Origin of the sequence: Flavobacterium azooxidireducens (genome assembly GCF_023195775.1) — a bacterium.
Classification (GTDB): domain Bacteria; phylum Bacteroidota; class Bacteroidia; order Flavobacteriales; family Flavobacteriaceae; genus Flavobacterium; species Flavobacterium azooxidireducens.
The window spans coordinates 1,066,378-1,084,733 of record NZ_CP096205.1; the positions used below are offsets into that span (position 1 = coordinate 1,066,378).

At 33.7% G+C, this 18,356-nt stretch carries 17 protein-coding genes; 10 read left to right on the forward strand and 7 right to left on the reverse strand.

Translation table 11 applies throughout. The features are described 5' to 3' along the window. Positions 1-60 precede the first annotated feature (60 nt). A complete protein-coding gene (locus M0M57_RS04770; RefSeq protein WP_248435869.1) occupies positions 61-465 on the forward strand; it encodes a hypothetical protein in 405 nt (134 codons plus the stop codon). Positions 466-490: 25 nt separating this feature from the next. Continuing rightward, positions 491-1,600, forward strand: a complete 1,110-nt coding sequence (locus M0M57_RS04775; protein ID WP_248435871.1) for a hypothetical protein — start codon at positions 491-493, stop codon at positions 1,598-1,600. Between the two features lie 55 nt (positions 1,601-1,655). Here M0M57_RS04775 and M0M57_RS04780 read toward each other — a convergent pair whose 3' ends face one another. Together M0M57_RS04780 and M0M57_RS04785 are read right to left on the reverse strand one after the other, a co-directional pair. After that, positions 1,656-2,393, reverse strand: coding sequence for a LytR/AlgR family response regulator transcription factor (locus M0M57_RS04780; RefSeq protein WP_248435873.1), 738 nt, complete (start codon positions 2,391-2,393; stop codon positions 1,656-1,658). A 3-nt stretch (positions 2,394-2,396) separates the two neighbouring features. Beyond that, positions 2,397-5,342 (reverse strand): sensor histidine kinase, encoded by a 2,946-nt coding sequence (locus tag M0M57_RS04785; protein WP_248435875.1) that lies wholly within the window; start codon positions 5,340-5,342, stop codon positions 2,397-2,399. Positions 5,343-5,707: 365 nt separating this feature from the next. On the opposite strand from M0M57_RS04785, the gene polA reads away from it, so the two are divergent. Beyond that, on the forward strand, positions 5,708-8,572 hold the full coding sequence (gene polA, locus M0M57_RS04790) for a DNA polymerase I (RefSeq protein WP_248435876.1): 2,865 nt from the start codon (positions 5,708-5,710) through the stop codon (positions 8,570-8,572). 69 nt (positions 8,573-8,641) lie between these two features. Here polA and M0M57_RS04795 read toward each other — a convergent pair whose 3' ends face one another. Beyond that, positions 8,642-9,664 (reverse strand): LacI family DNA-binding transcriptional regulator, encoded by a 1,023-nt coding sequence (locus M0M57_RS04795; protein ID WP_248435878.1) that lies wholly within the window; start codon positions 9,662-9,664, stop codon positions 8,642-8,644. Positions 9,665-9,966: 302 nt separating this feature from the next. Here M0M57_RS04795 and rplM point away from each other — a divergent pair, with 302 nt between their 5' ends. From rplM to M0M57_RS04820, 5 genes are all read left to right on the forward strand, one after another. Further along, positions 9,967-10,422, forward strand: coding sequence for a 50S ribosomal protein L13 (gene rplM / locus M0M57_RS04800; protein WP_112085949.1), 456 nt, complete (start codon positions 9,967-9,969; stop codon positions 10,420-10,422). Then, entirely contained in the window at positions 10,422-10,808 is a 387-nt protein-coding gene (rpsI, locus tag M0M57_RS04805) for a 30S ribosomal protein S9 (protein ID WP_248435880.1), read from the forward strand. Before rplM ends, rpsI begins: the two co-directional genes overlap by 1 nt. A gap of 144 nt (positions 10,809-10,952) precedes the next feature. Further along, positions 10,953-11,753: a 30S ribosomal protein S2 gene (rpsB, locus tag M0M57_RS04810; protein ID WP_248435881.1), complete on the forward strand. Its 801-nt coding sequence runs from the start codon at positions 10,953-10,955 to the stop codon at positions 11,751-11,753. A 146-nt stretch (positions 11,754-11,899) separates the two neighbouring features. Further along, on the forward strand, positions 11,900-12,865 hold the full coding sequence (gene tsf / locus M0M57_RS04815; protein WP_248435883.1) for a translation elongation factor Ts: 966 nt from the start codon (positions 11,900-11,902) through the stop codon (positions 12,863-12,865). Between the two features lie 78 nt (positions 12,866-12,943). After that, the gene (locus tag M0M57_RS04820; protein WP_248435884.1) at positions 12,944-13,159 is read left to right on the forward strand and encodes a VF530 family protein; all 216 of its coding nucleotides are present in this window, start codon (positions 12,944-12,946) and stop codon (positions 13,157-13,159) included. 65 nt (positions 13,160-13,224) lie between these two features. Here M0M57_RS04820 and ald read toward each other — a convergent pair whose 3' ends face one another. Further along, entirely contained in the window at positions 13,225-14,313 is a 1,089-nt protein-coding gene (gene ald / locus M0M57_RS04825) for an alanine dehydrogenase (RefSeq protein ID WP_248435885.1), read from the reverse strand. A gap of 161 nt (positions 14,314-14,474) precedes the next feature. On the opposite strand from ald, the gene M0M57_RS04830 reads away from it, so the two are divergent. Beyond that, positions 14,475-15,035 carry a DNA-3-methyladenine glycosylase I gene (locus tag M0M57_RS04830; protein ID WP_248435887.1) on the forward strand — a complete coding sequence of 187 codons (561 nt, stop codon included), beginning with the start codon at positions 14,475-14,477 and terminating at the stop codon, positions 15,033-15,035. On the opposite strand, the gene aat is transcribed toward M0M57_RS04830, so the two are convergent. The 3 genes from aat to M0M57_RS04845 all read right to left on the reverse strand — a co-directional run bounded on the left by aat (position 15,032) and on the right by M0M57_RS04845 (position 17,046). Continuing rightward, on the reverse strand, positions 15,032-15,673 hold the full coding sequence (gene aat / locus M0M57_RS04835; protein WP_248435889.1) for a leucyl/phenylalanyl-tRNA--protein transferase: 642 nt from the start codon (positions 15,671-15,673) through the stop codon (positions 15,032-15,034). The genes M0M57_RS04830 and aat overlap by 4 nt on opposite strands. Before the next feature lie 84 nt (positions 15,674-15,757). Next, entirely contained in the window at positions 15,758-16,132 is a 375-nt protein-coding gene (locus M0M57_RS04840) for a DUF3127 domain-containing protein (protein ID WP_248435891.1), read from the reverse strand. Positions 16,133-16,167: 35 nt separating this feature from the next. Beyond that, positions 16,168-17,046 (reverse strand): flavin reductase family protein, encoded by an 879-nt coding sequence (locus M0M57_RS04845; RefSeq protein WP_248435893.1) that lies wholly within the window; start codon positions 17,044-17,046, stop codon positions 16,168-16,170. Positions 17,047-17,149: 103 nt separating this feature from the next. On the opposite strand from M0M57_RS04845, the gene M0M57_RS04850 reads away from it, so the two are divergent. Further along, positions 17,150-18,298, forward strand: coding sequence for a sensor histidine kinase (locus M0M57_RS04850; RefSeq protein ID WP_248435895.1), 1,149 nt, complete (start codon positions 17,150-17,152; stop codon positions 18,296-18,298). Positions 18,299-18,356 lie beyond the last annotated feature (58 nt).

Consider the following 18,356-nt stretch of genomic DNA (forward strand, 5'->3'; position numbering starts at 1 on the left):
TAGTTTTTTCTAAAAGCCGGTATTTGATCTGCCAAAACCGGCTTTTTATTCCTTACTAAAATGAAAAATTTTCACTCCATATTTCTTTTGATTGTTTTGGGAATGTTTATCTCTTGCAAAGAAAACTCTACAAAAGAGGAATCTCAAACCAAAAGTTTATTTGAAAAAGATTGGGATAATTTCAGAAATACTATCATCCAAAAAAAAGAATTTGATTGGAATTCCTTTGTTGAAATAGAAGGTCAATTGGGCGAAGATTACGCCTATTTATTTGAAAACGAGGAAGCCATCGAGCACTTAAAAAAAACAACTTATTCTGATTTGTATGATGCAATGTTGCTTAATGAACCCATCAAACAATTAACCATTGGCAAACTTGAAGAATTCACTCGTCCGGAAGGACATACTTTTTATTTTAAAGAAACAGACAAAGGCTTAAAATTCATCGGATTTGAACCTTTATAAAACAATAACCCCTAAAATTTATAAAATGATTACAAAAACCAAAACCATTGCATTGCTATTTATTGGCGTGTTTTTCTTGATTGGAAATCAAACTGCCGAGGCACAATTACTTAAAAAATTAAAAGATGCTGCACAAGGCAAAACAGAATCAACGAGCAACTCAAAAGGAAGTTCTAAAATGATTGGTGAATCTGAAGTCTCCAATGATTTTGTTGTTGACGAATATGGCTTTAACGGAATTTATTACAGTCAAACCAAAAACGGAATTATCAAAACCAATATGCAATTTGAAATTTGTAAGGAAAAAAGCAAAGCCAAAGGTGCCGAAGATATGCCCGCTTGTATCGTCTTTAAACACGAAATTCCTGAAACCAATTCTAAGATTTGGAAAGATTCAAATGCTGCTGATGGATATGGCATTCCGCAAAGCGTAGTGAATACAAAAAAATTATTTTTTCCAAGTAGAGGAATGTTTGGTGATATTTTATATATAGAACCTGGTGTGTTATTTATGTCGGCCAAAAACTATACCGGTATTATTGGGGGAACAGAACCCTTTATTAAGAAAGATGATTTTAATATCGAAGATTATGTAAACTCTGGAAGTTTTTTCGTGAAAAATAAAGAAGATTTAAAAAATTGGTCTAATTCAGTCGAAATTCAAGATAAAGTAAAAAATAGATGGATTGAAACTATGGAGAATATTAACGCCATTTATGCAGAAGTTGATGGCAAGAAAAATGCCAACAACGAAATGCCATCTATTGGAAAATTAAATTCTAAATTTATTCAAGACCGAGCTTTAAAAACTTACAAAGAAAAGTATGACCCAATCAACAAAGGTTGGACACATAACTATATGTATGTTCACGGAAATGAATGGGTAAATAAGAAAAAATATTTACCAAACGGACAATTGGTTGAATCACACAGAGAATTACACGTTGTGATTGTAAGAACCAATCCGCAAGGGCAATGTAAAGCTGATTTAATGTACTATGTAGAAATCTTTGAAAACGGAAAATATGACGCTGCCAACGGAAAAGTCACAGGTCCAGTTTCCTATATTGGAATGCCTGGCGGTTATTTACCTTGCGAAAAAGCAACCGCTTTTAAATCGAAATTAGCGAAGTAAAATAGTTTAGTTTTTTCATCAAAAAGAGTGCGTTATTAAATGATGCACTCTTTTTTTATAATTTATTTCGTTCAAATAAATCAAGTAATTGTTGCTTTTTATCTGTGGAAATCGATAACAAATCGCCGTTGTCCATCACCACTGTTCCGCCATCTTGTTTCATGATTTTTTGAATACGATTGTAGTTAATCAAGTGACTTCGATGAATGCGAAGAAAACTGCCCATTTGTTCTAATCGTTCAAAATCGGCAATTTTTTTAGTTACCGTAATTTTCTTGTTATCGGTCGTAATAAAATGAGTGTAGGAACCATCCGCTTTGAGGTATAAAATATTTTCCAACAATAAAAATGTGAGTCCGTCTCCGGTTTGTAACGCTACTTTTTTGTGTTGTGTCTCTTCTAAATTTTCTTTTAAAACTTTAATATTATTTGTTTTATTCCCTTTCACTTTGTTCAATGCTCGTTGCAAAGCTTCTAATCGAACCGGTTTCAAAATATAATCGGCGGCAGAAAGTTCAAATGCATTTATGGCATATTCGCTATAAGCAGTGACAAAAACGACTTTGAAAATTAATTCACTTTCATCCAAAAACTTAAACAGTTCTAAACCGGAATAACCCGGCATCGAAATATCTAAAAAAACCAAATCCGGTTGGTGTTTATGAATGGATTTCACAGCACCAGGAACATCAACACATTCGTCTAAAATAATGACTTCCGGAAAATTTTCTTCCAAAATTCCACGAAGTGCCAAACGGGCATTTTTTTCATCATCAACAATAATGACATTCATAACTTATCGCTTTTTAACTGGTATTTTTAAAATCACTTTCGTTCCCAAAAAATCTTGTTTATTTTCTATATCTATAATTTCTATTGTAACGGGTAAATTACTCATTTTATTAATTAATTCAATACGATTGGAAATGGCTTTGGTGGCAAACGAATCATATTTTTTAATTTTTTGATTAATTTGTTCCGATTTTTTTCTGCCGATTCCATTATCTGTTATTTCAAATAACCAGTAGTTTTCATTTTCCTTTCTGATGACTATTTCTAATTTTTTTAATCCGTGTTTATGCATCAATCCGTGTTTAATGGCGTTTTCTACAAAAGGTTGAATAATCAAAGAAGGAATGACAAACTCATTCAAATCTTCCTCTTCCGGTTTTTGAATAGTGTACTGAAAATCGTCTTTTTCAAATCGTGCTTTTTCTAATGACACATACAATTCTATGGCTTCCATTTCTTCTTGAATGGTAATTTCTTTCTTGTCGGAAATATCCAATGTTTTTCGCATCAAATCAGAAAAAGTTCCCAAATAATCACTTGCTTTTGTTTTTTGATTAGAATAAATCAAACCTTGCACAGCATTTAATACATTGTACATAAAATGCGGATTCATCTGCGAACGCAAAGCAGTTAATTGCGAAAGAGCCAATTTTTCTTTAATTTCTTGCTTTTGTTTTATTCTTAAAATAGCATAACGAAAAATGAAATAAATAAGCAATAACAAACAAACCACCATAAGCACCAAAAACCAAAGACTTTTCCAAAACGGTTTTAAAATGTTGAATGGAATGGTTTGAATGGGCGAATAAACATCACCTGATTTCACTCGTGCTTCAAACGTATAGTTGCCCGGTTGAAGTGCCAAAAAATTAACTTTCGTGTTGGCAGAAGATTGAGAATTCCAAGTTGTATCAATTTCTTTTATCCGAAATTCATAATAATAATTTCCTAAACTTTTATAGTGAATGGTTTCAAAAGCAAATTCAATATTGTTTTGATTATGCTGAATTAAATTTACGTTTTGAACCAATTCTTGATTGGCTTTTAAAGGCAAAAGTTTAAAATCGGGAACAATTTTAGTTTGAAAAAGTGATTTATCTGTAAAAATAACGGCTTCATTTGTAGCAAGCCAAAGTGATGTTTCATCCAAAAACATATCGTTCACAGAAATCCCTTTTAAACCTAAATTCAAACTTATATTTTTGGGTTTATCAGAATTTTTTGGTAAAAAATCAATGCCATTATCCGTTAGAACCCAAACGCCGTTTTGATCTATACCAATGCGTTTGCAGTGATTACTTGATAATCCGTTTTGGATAGAAAAGTGATTATCCACTTTTGTTTTTGTGATTTTCAACAAACCTTGTTGAGACGAAGCAATCCAAATAGAACCATTTCCATCCGGCAACATTCTTGACGCAACAATGGGTTTGTTTTCTTTGGTTTTAATTTCTGTTATTTTTTGATTTTGCTCATAGGCAAACAAACCATCACTAAAACCAATGTAGTAGATTTTATTTTGTTGGCAGTAATAAACCGAGCGAGAACGTTTGTTTCTAAACACATACATCTCAAATGTATTATTGCCAAATTTGGTTATTTCTTTTGGAGATAATTGATTCGGAATAATCGGTTTTCCTATAAAATTCTTCGGAAAAAGTCCGGCGGAATTATAACTTGCCATCATAAAATTACCGGAATCATCTTCGGCAATATTTTTACCAAAATAATCATCCACCAAAAATGTTTTTTTACGTTGATCAAAAACTCCAACAGACGAAATGATTTTATCTTCATATAAATAGAGATGCTCTACTTCCCTATCTTTTTTAGAGTCATAAACAAAAATTTGCTGATTGTTTTGGTCAAATTCAATAATTTTTCCGTTACTGCTTCCAACCAACGTATGATTATTTTTGTCGCGAATAATACTCGTGAAATTGAGTTGCGTTTTTTGTGTTTCTAATTTTACATTGAGTTTTTGTAAGTTTTTGTATGGGATAAAATACAAGCCTTCGTCCAACGTGCTCACCCAGAAACTTCCTTCTTTGTCGGCTACCACATCAGTGATGCGTTTTCCTCTTAAAAAACCATTTTCAACCGATTTTGAAGTGGTATTTAAAGAGTAAATTCCGTCTGAAGTGCACAACCAAAAATCATCAGCCGTTGCACTCATTTTTATGAAATACGTATTTTTTGCCAACAAATCGGTGTTGAATTTTTGATTGGTTACATCCCAAATACCGTTTGTGTTTCCTTTGATGTTATAAAATGTTTTGCCGTTAAAAACTTCAATTTCTTTCTGACCTTTTTCGGTTAGATAACTGGTAGTTTTTCCTTCTTTATCAATCACTAACATCTCCGTTAATGAAGCAACATATAGTTTTTGAAGAACTGAATTGTAATTTAAGGCTGTAAAAGTTCTATCACTATCATTTAGTTTGAATTGATATATAATTTTTGGGTTTTTGCCTTTTCGAAGTAAAAAAAATTTCTTCTCCGTAAGCAACCAAAGTTGATTGTCAATGAGTTTATAATCGACTAAATTATTAGCTTCTTCCTCCAATATTTTTTTTGATGTTGGTTCAAGAATTAAAACCGAATCATCAAGATAAAACAATTGATTGGCAAAATTTTTGCACCAAATGTTTCCATTATCGTCTTCCTGAATGCTATTAACAGCCAACCCTAAATTTTCATTAAACGGATATTCTTTGAAACGAACACCGTCAAAAGAAATTAAACCTTTATCGGTTCCTAAATACAATAGACCGCTTTTAGCAACATAACAATCGTAAATAACTTGCGTTGGCAATCCTTCTAAAAAGGAAATTTTTCGAACAAAAGGTTCTTGTGCAGATAAAATAGTAGTTGAAAGTAAACAAAACCACAAAATCGTTTTATAGAAGTGTTGAAAAAAACAGATTTTGATGGAAGTAGCACTTTTCACAAAGACAATTTAGTTTAAAAGTAAAAATAAGTTGTTTTTTGAAATGTTTTGCAGAATTTTTAAAAAAACAACTTATCAAAAGCTTTGCTAGTTTAACAACAAATGAAATCTATAAATTAGATTAATGGCATTTAATGTTAGTACGATTAAAATGGCTATCGACAACCATTTTACTTTAATGTCAATATTTTTCATAGTACACGGTTTGGGAAGACAATACTACAAAAATTTAAGGAAGTTGTTTTTAGGATTTTATGAAATGAGTGTTTGAGTTTATGAAATCTGCATTTTGTTTCATGAAAAAAATATTTTAGATTTTAGGTTTTAACTATATTCGTAACTTTGAAAAATATAAATACAATAAAATGTCAACGCAAAAACGCCTTTTCCTTCTTGATGCTTACGCTTTAATTTTTCGTGGGTATTATGCTTTTATAAAAAATCCGCGAATCAATTCCAAAGGAATGGACACTTCGGCCATTATGGGATTTATGAATTCATTGATGGATGTTATCCGACGTGAAAAACCCGACCATCTCGCCGTAGCTTTTGATAAAGGCGGAAGCGATTATCGTTATGAAATGTATCAAGAGTACAAAGCTCATCGAGATGAAACGCCGGAAGCCATCAAAATTGCAGTTCCTTATATTCAAGAATTGTTGAAAGCGATGCAAATTCCGATTATGGAAAAAGAAGGTTTTGAAGCCGATGATTTAATTGGAACACTAGCCAAACAAGCCGAAAAAGAAGGTTTTCAAGTTTTTATGGTCACACCTGATAAAGATTTTGCTCAGTTGGTTTCGGAAAATATTTTTATGTACAAACCCGCCCGAATGGGAAATGACATTGAAATTTGGGGAATTCCCGAAGTGCTAGCCAAATTTGAAATTGAACGTCCGGAACAAGTGATTGATTACTTAGGAATGATGGGCGATTCTGCCGATAATATTCCCGGTTTTCCTGGTGTCGGTGAAGTGACCGCCAAAAAATTATTGAAAGAATTTGGTTCGATGGAAAATCTTTTGGAAAACACTGATAAATTAAAAGGTGCTTTAAAAGATAAAATCGAAAACAATAAAGAACTTGGAATTTTATCGAAAAAACTGGCTCGAATTCTACTCGATTGTCCGGTTACTTTTAATGCTGAAGACTTTGAACTTTCTAAACCCGATGTTCAAAAAACAGATGAAATTTTTATGGAATTAGAGTTTCGTCAAATGAAAACTCAATTTGATAAACTTTTTGGAACCGGAAAAGAATATGACGAAATTGACATCAATGAAGCCGCTTCCGAAACATTGGAAACACCAAAAGCAGCCAAAAAAGTTCCGACCAAAAAATCCAACGAAGATCAATTTGACTTGTTTGGTTTTAGCGATGATGATTCGGATGAAGTGAGAACAAATTCGTTTTATGCTACATTAGAAACGACTTCTCATCATTATGAATTGGTTCAAGGTGATTTACATTTAAAACTGCTTTTACAAAATTTAATGAATCAAACTTCTGTTTGTTTTGATACCGAAACAACCGGAATTGATGCGTTGAATGCCGAATTAGTTGGTTTGGCACTTTCGTGGGAAAAAGGAAAAGCATTCTACATTCCGTTTCCCGAAAATCAGCAAGAGGCTCAACAATTAATTGAAAAATTCAGACCTTTTTTTGAAAGTGAAACCATTGAAAAAATCGGTCAGAACATCAAATATGATTTGAAAATTTTAGCGAATTATGGCATTTCTGTTAAAGGAAAATTGTTTGACACGATGATTGCTCATTATTTGATTAATCCCGATATGCGTCATAATATGGATGTTTTATCGGAAACATATTTGAAATATTCGCCAAAATCCATCGAAACATTAATTGGAAAAAAAGGTAAAAATCAGAAATCAATGCGTGATGTTAATCTTGAAGACATCAAAGAATATGCTGCCGAAGATGCTGATATTACGTTTCAACTAAAAGAAGTTTTCAGTCCGATTTTAGACAAAGCCGAAACTAAGAAATTGTTTGATGAAATCGAAATTCCGTTAATTCCGGTTTTAGCCGCAATGGAATCTGAAGGCATTCGATTGGATGTGGAATTTCTGAAAAAAATGTCGGTGGAAATGCAAAAAGACATCACTGATTTTGAACAGAAAATCTATGAAACGGCCGGTGAAAAGTTCAATTTAGCTTCTCCAAAACAATTAGGCGATATTTTATTTGATAAATTAAAAATCGGCGGAGCCAAACAAAAGAAAACCAAAACCGGTCAGTATGCGACGGGTGAAGAGGTGTTGAGTTATTTAGTGAACGAGCACCAAATTGTGAAAGACATTTTGGAATGGCGACAAATGGTGAAATTACAAAGCACCTATATTGATGCATTGCCCAACCAAGTAGATCCAAAAACGCAACGAGTTCACACTGATTATATGCAAACGGTTGCGGCAACCGGACGATTGAGTTCGAATAATCCGAATTTGCAAAACATTCCGATTCGTACCGAAAGAGGACGATTAATCCGAAAAGCGTTCATTGCCAGAGATGAAAATTATACATTAGTTTCTGCCGATTATTCGCAAATAGAACTTCGCATTATTGCCGCTTTATCAGGCGAAGAAAATATGATTAAAGCCTTTCAAAACAACGAAGATATTCACAAAAGTACTGCTGCAAAAGTGTTCAATGTTCCGCTGGAAGAAGTCACCAAAGAACAACGAAGCAATGCCAAAACGGTGAACTTCGGAATCATTTATGGTGTTTCTGCATTCGGACTTTCCAACCAAACGAATTTATCCCGAAAAGAAAGTGCCGAGTTGATTGATGCCTATTATGCCACTTATCCAAAATTGAAAGCATACATGGCACACCAAGTAGATTTTGCCAGAGAAAATGGTTATGTACAAACCGTTTTAGGAAGACGACGTTATTTAAAAGATATTAATTCCGCGAATGCGATGGTGCGAAGCGGTGCTGAACGAAATGCTGTCAACGCTCCCATTCAAGGTTCTGCTGCCGATATCATCAAAATCGCGATGATAAACATTCATCAAAAATTGACTTCCGAAAACTGGCAATCCAAAATGTTATTGCAGGTACACGATGAGTTGGTGTTTGATGTACACAATTCGGAATTGGAAAAAATTCAACCGATGATTAAACACGAAATGGAGAATGCTTTTAAATTGAATGTTCCGTTGGATGTGGATTTGGGGATGGGAAGGAATTGGTTGGAGGCTCATTGATAGTGGGGAGTTTTTAGTCAGGAGTAAAAACTTTGTCAAAGTTCTAAACTTTGACAAAGTTGAAATACCCTAAACCCTCCTCGTTGAATCCCGTTGTCTCAATTCCGTTTTAACAACCGTAGTTCTATAAGTTGGTGTTTCTTGTTTTCGTTCGAGTTTTTCGATTAGAAGTTTGGCGGCTTCTTCACCAATTTCCGGCCCGTGTTGACTGATGGTGGATAAACTTGGTGTTAATCTACGTGACCAAACTCCGTCTGCAAAACCAATTATACATAATTCTTCCGGTATTTTAATTCCTTTCTGAATGGCAACTTTCATCGCCATAGTAGAAGAATGTTCATCAACAGCCAAAATTCCATCTACTTCTTTTGATGCTAATAATTTTTCTAAACGGGCATCAAAATCTTCTTGACTGTCAGTTATGATGATATACTTTTCGTTAATGCTTATTTTATTGTCTTGCAAAGCTCTTTCATAACCCAACGCACGATGTTTTCCAACACTTAAATTATCAATACAAGAAAGTAACGCAATTTTTTTACATTTCAATTTCAACAAATGATTCACTGCTTCCACAGATGATTCAAAATCATCTACAATTACTTTATCGCAATTAACATCTTCCATGATTCGGTCAAACATCACAATTGGCAATCCTTCACGAAGAATTTCTTTAAAGTGTGAAGAAACATTTTTGGCTTGTGATTCTTCCGAAACCGATAGAATAAAACCATCTACTGTTCCATTGCTCAACAAATCCATGGCTTGCTTTTCTTTGCTAAGTGATTCGTTAGATATATAGGTAATTACATTATAGCCTTTTGCATTGGCGGCTTTTTCAATTCCGCTAAACACTTTGGCAAAAAATGGATTCAATATATTAGGTATAATTACCGCAATTGTGTTTGTTCGCTGGTTTTTTAAATTCTTAGCCATTGAATTTGGCTTATAATTTTGAAGCTTGGCATACTCCTGAACCCTTATTTTAGTAGGTTCACTAATTTCATGACTATCACTCAAGGCTTTAGAAACCGTAGAAACGGAAATTCCTAAATCTTTTGAAATTTGTTTTAATGTTGCTTTTGGCTTCATATCTTTCGAATTTAGACGTAAAAATAGTAAAATAATGAATAGATTTAATGTGATTGACATTTATCTGATGATGAAAACTCATTTTATTTTTAAAAAATCGATGAATTGACCGTTTAATAACCAAAATAAATTCGAAATAAATCCATTACTTACACCTTTAAAATCAGCAGTATTAGCAAAATTAGTCGTCTAAAAATAAGTCATTAAAAATAATCTCAAATTGCTATTTGCTTTTATAATAATTAATTGTACTTTTGCAACCCCTTTATTGGGGATGGAATGTTTAATTAAAATAAATTATTGTGAACACATTAAGCTACAAGACAGTTTCAGCCAACAAAGCTACCGCAGATAAGCAGTGGATTGTTGTAGATGCTGAGGGTCATAACTTAGGACGTTTTGCTTCAAAAGTAGCGATGCTATTGAGAGGTAAATACAAGCCTGATTATACCCCGCACGTTGATTGTGGTGATAACGTAATCGTTATCAACGCAGAAAAAATCAACCTGACTGGTAACAAGTTGGATGACAAAACGTACATCCGTCACACAGGTTACCCAGGTGGACAAAGAAGCCTAACGGCTAAAGTATTGCAACAAAAAAACCCTGCAACTTTAGTAGAAAAGGCTGTAAAAGGAATGTTACCTAAAAACAAATTAGGTGCTCAACTATTCCGCAATTTAAATGTAAATGTTGGTATTGAGCACAAACATGGAGCTCAACAACCAAAAACCGTTAACTTAAACGATCTAAAGTAATGGGAGTTATTCACAAAATCGGTAGAAGAAAATGTGCTGTGGCACGTGTTTATGTTTCAGAAGGAACAGGAAAAATCACCGTAAACAAAAGAGAATTTGAAAACTACTTCCCTACTGCTACTTTACAGTACAAAGTGATGCAACCAATGTCTATGACAGAAAATGCAACTAACTTTGACGTAAAAGTAAATGTATATGGTGGTGGTTCAACAGGGCAAGCAGAAGCTGTGAGAATGGCTATTGCAAGAGCAATGTGTGAGGTAGAAGCTGATAACAGAGCTATCTTGAAACCAGAAGGATTGCTAACAAGAGATCCAAGAATGGTAGAACGTAAGAAATTTGGACAGAAGAAAGCTCGTAAGAGATTCCAATTCTCTAAACGTTAATCGAATTACAAAATTATTATTAAAAAAGTTATTGTTGTTATTATTCCGATGCGATCGGAAAATTAGTTTAGCATCTAAATAATGAAGACCAGAGTAATCGCTACTACATTATTGCTAATCAACAGAACGTAAACTAGTACAAAAATGGCAAACAAAGTTGAAGTTAAAGACTTACTAGAGGCTGGCGTTCATTTTGGACACATGACTCGTAAATGGGACCCGAACATGGCTCCTTACATTTATATGGAACGTAATGGTATTCATATCATTAACCTATATAAAACTGCTGCTAAAATTGAAGAGGCTAACGAAGCCTTGAAAAAAATTGCAGCATCTGGTAGAAAAGTACTTTTCGTAGCTACCAAAAAACAAGCAAAAGATATCGTAGCCGAGAAAGCAGCTGCAGCGAACATGCCGTATATCACGGAAAGATGGCCTGGTGGTATGCTTACTAACTTCGTAACTATCCGTAAAGCTGTGAAAAAAATGGCTTCTATTGATAGAATGAAGAAAGATGGCACTTTTAATACTCTTTCTAAAAAAGAAAGACTTCAAGTAGATCGTCTTCGTGCTAAACTAGAGAAGAACTTAGGTTCTATCGCTGACATGTCAAGATTACCTGCTGCATTATTTGTAGTAGATATCAAAGCTGAACACATCGCAGTAAAAGAAGCTCAAAAATTAAACATTCCAGTTTTTGCTATGGTTGACACCAACTCTGACCCACGTCAAGTTGAGTACGTTATCCCAGCTAATGATGATGCTTCTAAATCAATCGATAAAATTTTATCTTTAGTAACCGGTGCTATCATCGAAGGTCTTTCTGAAAGAGGATCTGAAAAAGATGGCGATACTGTTGCTGAAGATACAGTTGAAGAAGTAGTAGCAGTAGAAGCTGCTCCAGCAATGGAAGCAGAAGAAGCTAAAACAACTTCAGAAGAATAAATAACTATAAATTCCGATAGGAAAAATTCCAAGTTCCAAAAAATTGTCTCTTTAAAAATTGATGATTTAATAAAATTGGAATTTGGAATTTGAATATTGGAATTTGTTTTTTTACATAAAAATTTAAACTTAAAAATAGATACAAAATGGCAACAATTACTGCTGCAGACGTAAATAAATTAAGACAAACTACAGGTGCCGGAATGATGGACTGTAAAAAAGCTTTGGTTGAAGCTGAAGGAGATTTCGATAAAGCTATACAAATCCTTAGAGAAAAAGGGCAAAAAGTTGCTGCTAACCGTTCTGACCGTGAGTCTAGTGAAGGTGCTGCTGTTGCTTTTATAAATGCAGACAAAACCAAAGGTGCTGTAATTACTTTGAACTGTGAAACTGATTTCGTAGGTAAAAACGAATCATTCGTTTCTTTGGCTAAACAATTAGTAGAAAAAGCAATCAACTTTTCTTCTAAAGAAGAATTTTTAGCTTCTTCATTTGAGGGAAACATGACCGTTGCTGAAAAATTAATCGAGCAAACTGGTGTTATCGGTGAAAAAATTGAAATCGGTGGTTTTGAAATTTTAGAAGGTGCTTTTGTTGGATCGTATGTACACGTGAACAAAATTGCTGCTTTAACTGCTATTTCATCAGCAATTGCAGATGCAGAAGTTTTAACGAAAGACATCTCTATGCAAGTAGCTTCAATGGGAGCAGATACTTTATCTTACAAAGATTTTGATCCTGCTTTCGTTGCTTCTGAACTTGCTGCTCGTATTGCTATAATCGAAAAAGAAAATGAAGAAGCAAAACGTTTAGGAAAAACATTAAAAAATGTTCCTAAATATATTTCTTTCTCTCAATTAACAGAAGAAGTTTTAAAACAAGCGGAAGAAGATGCTAAAGCTGAATTGAAAGCAGAAGGTAAACCAGAGCAAATTTGGGATAAAATCATTCCTGGAAAAATCCAACGTTTTATCTCTGATAACACTACTTTAGATCAAGAAAAAGCTTTGTTAGATCAAAACTTTATCAAAGATGATAGCAAAAAAGTTAGTGATTATGTAAAAGGTTTCAATGTTGAAATTACAGGTTTCAAAAGAGTTGCTTTAGGATAATTTCTATCGAATATAATATGCTAAAACCTCAATTGTAATGATTGAGGTTTTTTTATGGTTTTTAGTTAAATTTACAAAATGCAAAACAACGATCCTCTCCACGGGAAAACATTACAATCAATAGTTGAATATTTAGTTGAATTTTATGGTTTTGAAAACTTAAGTCAAAAAATAAAAATTAAATGTTTCACTGAAAATCCGTCCATCAAATCCAGTTTAACTTTTTTGAGAAAAACCGATTGGGCTAGAAAAAAAGTGGAAGAATTATATTGTGAAACGATTTCCAAAAAATAATAAATACAAAATCCCATCACCTTGGCTGCGATGGGATTTTTAAACAAACAAACAAATAAAACCTATTAACTAAAATTGAACGTTTCGGCTAATTCTTTATAGACAATTTCTCCCTGAACAATATTGAGCCCTTTTCCTAAATCCGGATAGCGTTCTGTGGCCGCTTTCCATCCTAAGTTCGCTAATTTTAAAACGTATGGCAATGTCACATTCGTTAAGGCTAATGTTGACGTGTACGGAACTGCTCCCGGCATATTCGCCACACAATAATGCACAACATCATCAATAATATAGGTTGGATTCTCGTGCGTAGTTGCGACAGTCGTTTCAAAACAACCACCTTGATCGACCGCAACATCCACCATTACTGTTCCGGGATGCATTTCTTTCAACATATCTCGGGTAATTAATTTAGGAGCTTTTGCCCCCGGAATTAATACCGCACCAATAATCAAATCGTGGTTTTTGATGTGCCTTCTAATATTATATTCACTCGAAAATTCAGTTACAACGTGACTTGGCATCACATCATTTACATACCGAAGTCGTTTCATATTGATATCCAAAATCGTAACGTGTGCCCCTAAACCGGCTGCCATTTTTGCTGCTTGAATACCGACAATTCCCGCTCCCAAAACCAACACTTTTCCAGGTGGAACTCCGGGAACGCCTCCCAGCAATACACCTCTTCCTTTAATTGGTTTTTCTAAATATTTTGCTCCTTGTTGAATGGCCATTCTTCCGGCAACTTCAGACATTGGGGTCAGTAATGGCAATGAACCGTCTGTTTCTTCCACCGTTTCATAAGCAATGCAAATTGATTTGGATTCCAACATCGCAATCGTCAATTCTTCACTGGAAGCAAAATGAAAATAAGTAAAAACAATTTGGCCTTTTTTTATCAATGGATATTCTTCTGCGATAGGTTCTTTCACTTTCACAATCATATCGGCTTGAGCATACACTTCAGCCGCTGTTGGAACTAAAATTGCACCAACCACTGCATAATCCGTGTCAAAAAAACCGCTTCCAAAACCGGCATCTTGTTGAACATAAACAGTATGATTGTTTTTAATCAATTCAAAAACACCTGCAGGAGTCATTCCAACTCGACTTTCATTATTTTTGATTTCCTTCGGAACCCCTATTTTCATCACTAAATTATTTCTAATTATTACACAAATGTATTAATAACCCCCAATTTTTGTACACCACACTCAAATTTTTATCATTTTTTAAATTATCAACCCTAAAATAAACATTAATATCAAATTAAAGCTTTGATTTTTTATATTTGTTAAATAATTGAAACAATATGGAAACTAAAACAAGGTGTGCTTGGTGCGAAAAAGATGATTTATATCGTAATTATCATGATGAAGAATGGGGCGAACCGGTTTTTGATGATCAGAAGTTGTTTGAATTTTTAATTTTAGAAACATTTCAAGCCGGAGTGAGTTGGCATTTGATTCTAAAAAAGCGAGAAAATTTCAGAAAAGCATTTCTCAATTTCGATTATAAACAAATTGCTTTGTTTGGCGATTATGAAGTACAAGAATTGATGAAAGATGCCGGAATCATTCGAAATACATTAAAAATAAATTCAGCAATCAGCAATGCAAAAGCATTTATGAAAGTGCAGGAAGAATTTGGTTCTTTTTCTAAATTTATTTGGAGTTATGTGGATGGAAAACCAATTGTCAATAATTTCACTTCTTTTAGCGAAGTACCAGCTTACAGTCCATTAGCTGAAAAAATTAGCAAAGATTTGAAAAAAAGAGGTTTCAAATTTATCGGACCAACGACGATGTATGCACATATGCAAGCAACAGGAATGGTGAACGATCATTTTTTAGATTGTTGGAAAAGAAATTAGCGTTTAGATTTAAGAATTTTTAAATAAGTATCTCTGGAAATTTCAAACGCACCTAATTTTTCTAAATGATCATTATGCACTTGGCAATCCAATAAAAGATAATTTTCTTGCTTTAACTTTTCAATCAAAGAAACGAATGCTACTTTACTTGCATTGGGAACTTTGCTGAACATACTTTCACCACAAAAAACGTTACCCAAATCAACACCGTATAAACCGCCGACCAATTCGTTGTTTTGCCAAACTTCAACCGATTTTGCGATTCCTAATTCATGTAGTTTTAGATAGGATTCAAACATCGAATCGGTAATCCACGTTCCTTGTTGCCCTTTTCGTTTGATGGTTTGGCAATGTTCGATAACTTCAGAAAAATTTTGATTGAACGTAACTTCAAAAATCTTTCTGTTTAGAATATTCCGTAAACTTTTAGCAATTTTATATTCTTTCGGATTCACCACCATTCGTTGCGGCGGGCTCCACCATAAAATAGGCTCATCTTCTTCAAACCAAGGAAAAATACCGTTTTGATAAGCCAAAAGCAATCGTTCTGTACTCAAATCGCCACCAACAGCCAAAATCCCTTCATAGGAAGCTTCCGAAACAGGAGGAAAATATAAATCTTTGCTTAAAAAATACATCGGTAATTAAAATCTAAATAAGAAATTCCAAACTCCAACATATTTAGTTGAAATTTGGAATTTGTTCACTTTTTAGTATAAGAATTAAAATGGTAAATCGTCGTGCTCCTCTTCATTAAAGTTGGTAGCCGGTTCAAAAGCTTCCGCTGCAGGCACAGGAGGCATTTGAGTTGCCGGAGCTTCTGCTTGCAAACGCTCAATTCTCCAACCTTGAATAGAGTTGAAATACTTTGTTTCACCTTGTGGACTCACCCACTCTCTTCCTCTAATGTTAATGGATACTTTTACACCTTCACCCACTTTGTAAGAGTTAAGCAAATCACACTTATCTTGTGTAAATTCCATGATAATATGTTGTGGATATTGCTCATCGGTGGTAACCACTAATTCTCTTTTTTTAAACGAAGCACTTACTTGTTGTTCTGCGTTAATTACTTTGATTTTTCCTGTAACTTCCATGATCTTGATTTTAAAAATTATTAATTTGGCTAATATTAAACTCGTTTGGCTAATAAAACTTTCCAGGCCGAAAGGGCATCTTGCTTGTTAAGGAATTCTTTTGCTTTTTGATGCACTTTCATTTCATCGGCAGAACTCAAAACTCCTTTCACCTGAATATTTTCGTTTACAAATATATTAATTTCTTCGGTTGATGGCAAACTTTCTACATTTCCTAACATTCCTAAATCATTTCCAGTAAACACGGGGCTTTCTTTAATAAAATCAGGAATTTGATCGACTCCAATTCCTAACGTTGCCAATGGTTTTGGGATTTCAAAAAGACCTTGGTTGGAACGCGAATACCAATTGGCTCCCATGCGTGAAACCAAATCGATTTTATGTTGGTTGATGTTACCATTTTCATCTAAAATAGATTCATCAATGTGTAATTTTACGACTTCACAAATAATTAAATTCCCCGCTCCACCTTCTGTTCCTAAACTAATAATTTGATTGACTTTACATTCAAATTGAACGGGACTTTCGGCCACACGAAATGGTTTTACAACCTCAGAAGGCAACATGGTTAAACCTGATTTTAGAAACTCGTTCACACCATCGGCATATTCTGTACTTGAGAGTGACATTTGCTGAACAATATCAAAATTCACCACATTAATTACCACTTCTTTTGTGGCTTCACAATTAATTAAAGTGTGTTTGATGGTATTATCCCGCACTCTTCTGGCAGGTGAAAAAACTAAAATCGGCGGATTGGAACTAAACACGTTAAAAAAACTGAATGGAGACAAATTCGGATTGCCATTTGCGTCAACAGTACTGGCAAATGCAATAGGTCTCGGACCAACTGAACTTTGCAAATAACCTTGTAATTTTAAAGGAGAAACATCTTTTGGAGAAATACTAACCATTGTTTTTCTGAGTTTATACAAATGTATAAAATTGAGCAGTATTTGACGATTGAATTTTTCAATTAACACAAGATTTTACTACTTTTATCCTAAATACAAATTTATGCAGTTTTCCGAAAGCAGAAATGTAACCCGATGGTTTTTGATTCTCACTTCTTTTGTGATCGTTTCACTGATTCTTTGGAATACTTATACTTTTTTTCAAATATTTAAAAACGAAGAAAAAATAAAAATGGAACTTTGGGCTGAAAGCCTGAAAACTGTGAATAATGCAAATTTGGAAACAGATGATATTGAGTTACCACTTCAAATCATTAACAACAACAAAACAATTCCTATTATCGTGACCGAAAATGATACAATCATCAATCAAATCAATATTGATGAAAATATCATTTCAAATAAAGAAAAATTAAATCAATTTCTAGAAAAATTAAAAAAGGAGAACACTCCAATTGTTATTGAATATAATACCGGAAAATTTTGGTATTTGTATTATGGAAATTCGTCTTTACTAAACAAATTAAAATATTATCCAATTGCGTTAATTCTGATTATCATCCTATTTACCGCTTTGGTTTACAATTACTACAGAAGTACAAAAGTTGCCACTCAAAATAAACTTTGGGCCGGAATGGCAAAAGAAACGGCACATCAAATTGGCACACCACTTTCGTCATTAATTGGTTGGTTGGAAATATTAAAAATTGAAAATGTAGAAGAAAACACCATCAAAGAAATTCAAAAAGACATCACTCGATTGCAAACCATTGCCGATCGTTTTTCTAAAGTTGGCTCAGAACCTGTTTTGGAAGAATTAGATTTGGTTTCGGAAACCATTCAATCTTTCGATTATTTAAAGTCGCGTTTTTCGAAGCAAATTGAATTTTCGTTTTCGGCACCAACCAAAACTATTTTGGTGAACTTGAATCCAACCCTTCATAGCTGGACTATTGAAAATTTGGTAAAAAATGCGATTGATGCGATGAAAGGTCGTGGAAAATTATCACTCACGATTATTGAAGACGAAAAAGAAGTAAAAATTTTAGTCTCGGATTCAGGAAAAGGGATTCCGAAAAATCAGTTTAAAAAAGTATTTGAACCCGGATTTACCACCAAAAAACGCGGTTGGGGATTAGGCTTATCGCTAACAAAACGCATTGTGGAAGAATACCATAAAGGAAAAATAAAAGTCTCTCAATCGGAAGTTGGAAAAGGCACTACGATGATGGTTAGTTTCAAAAAAATATAATATTTATTAAATTGTCATTTATTTTTTATAATTTTAACATTATTAACCAATAAAATCA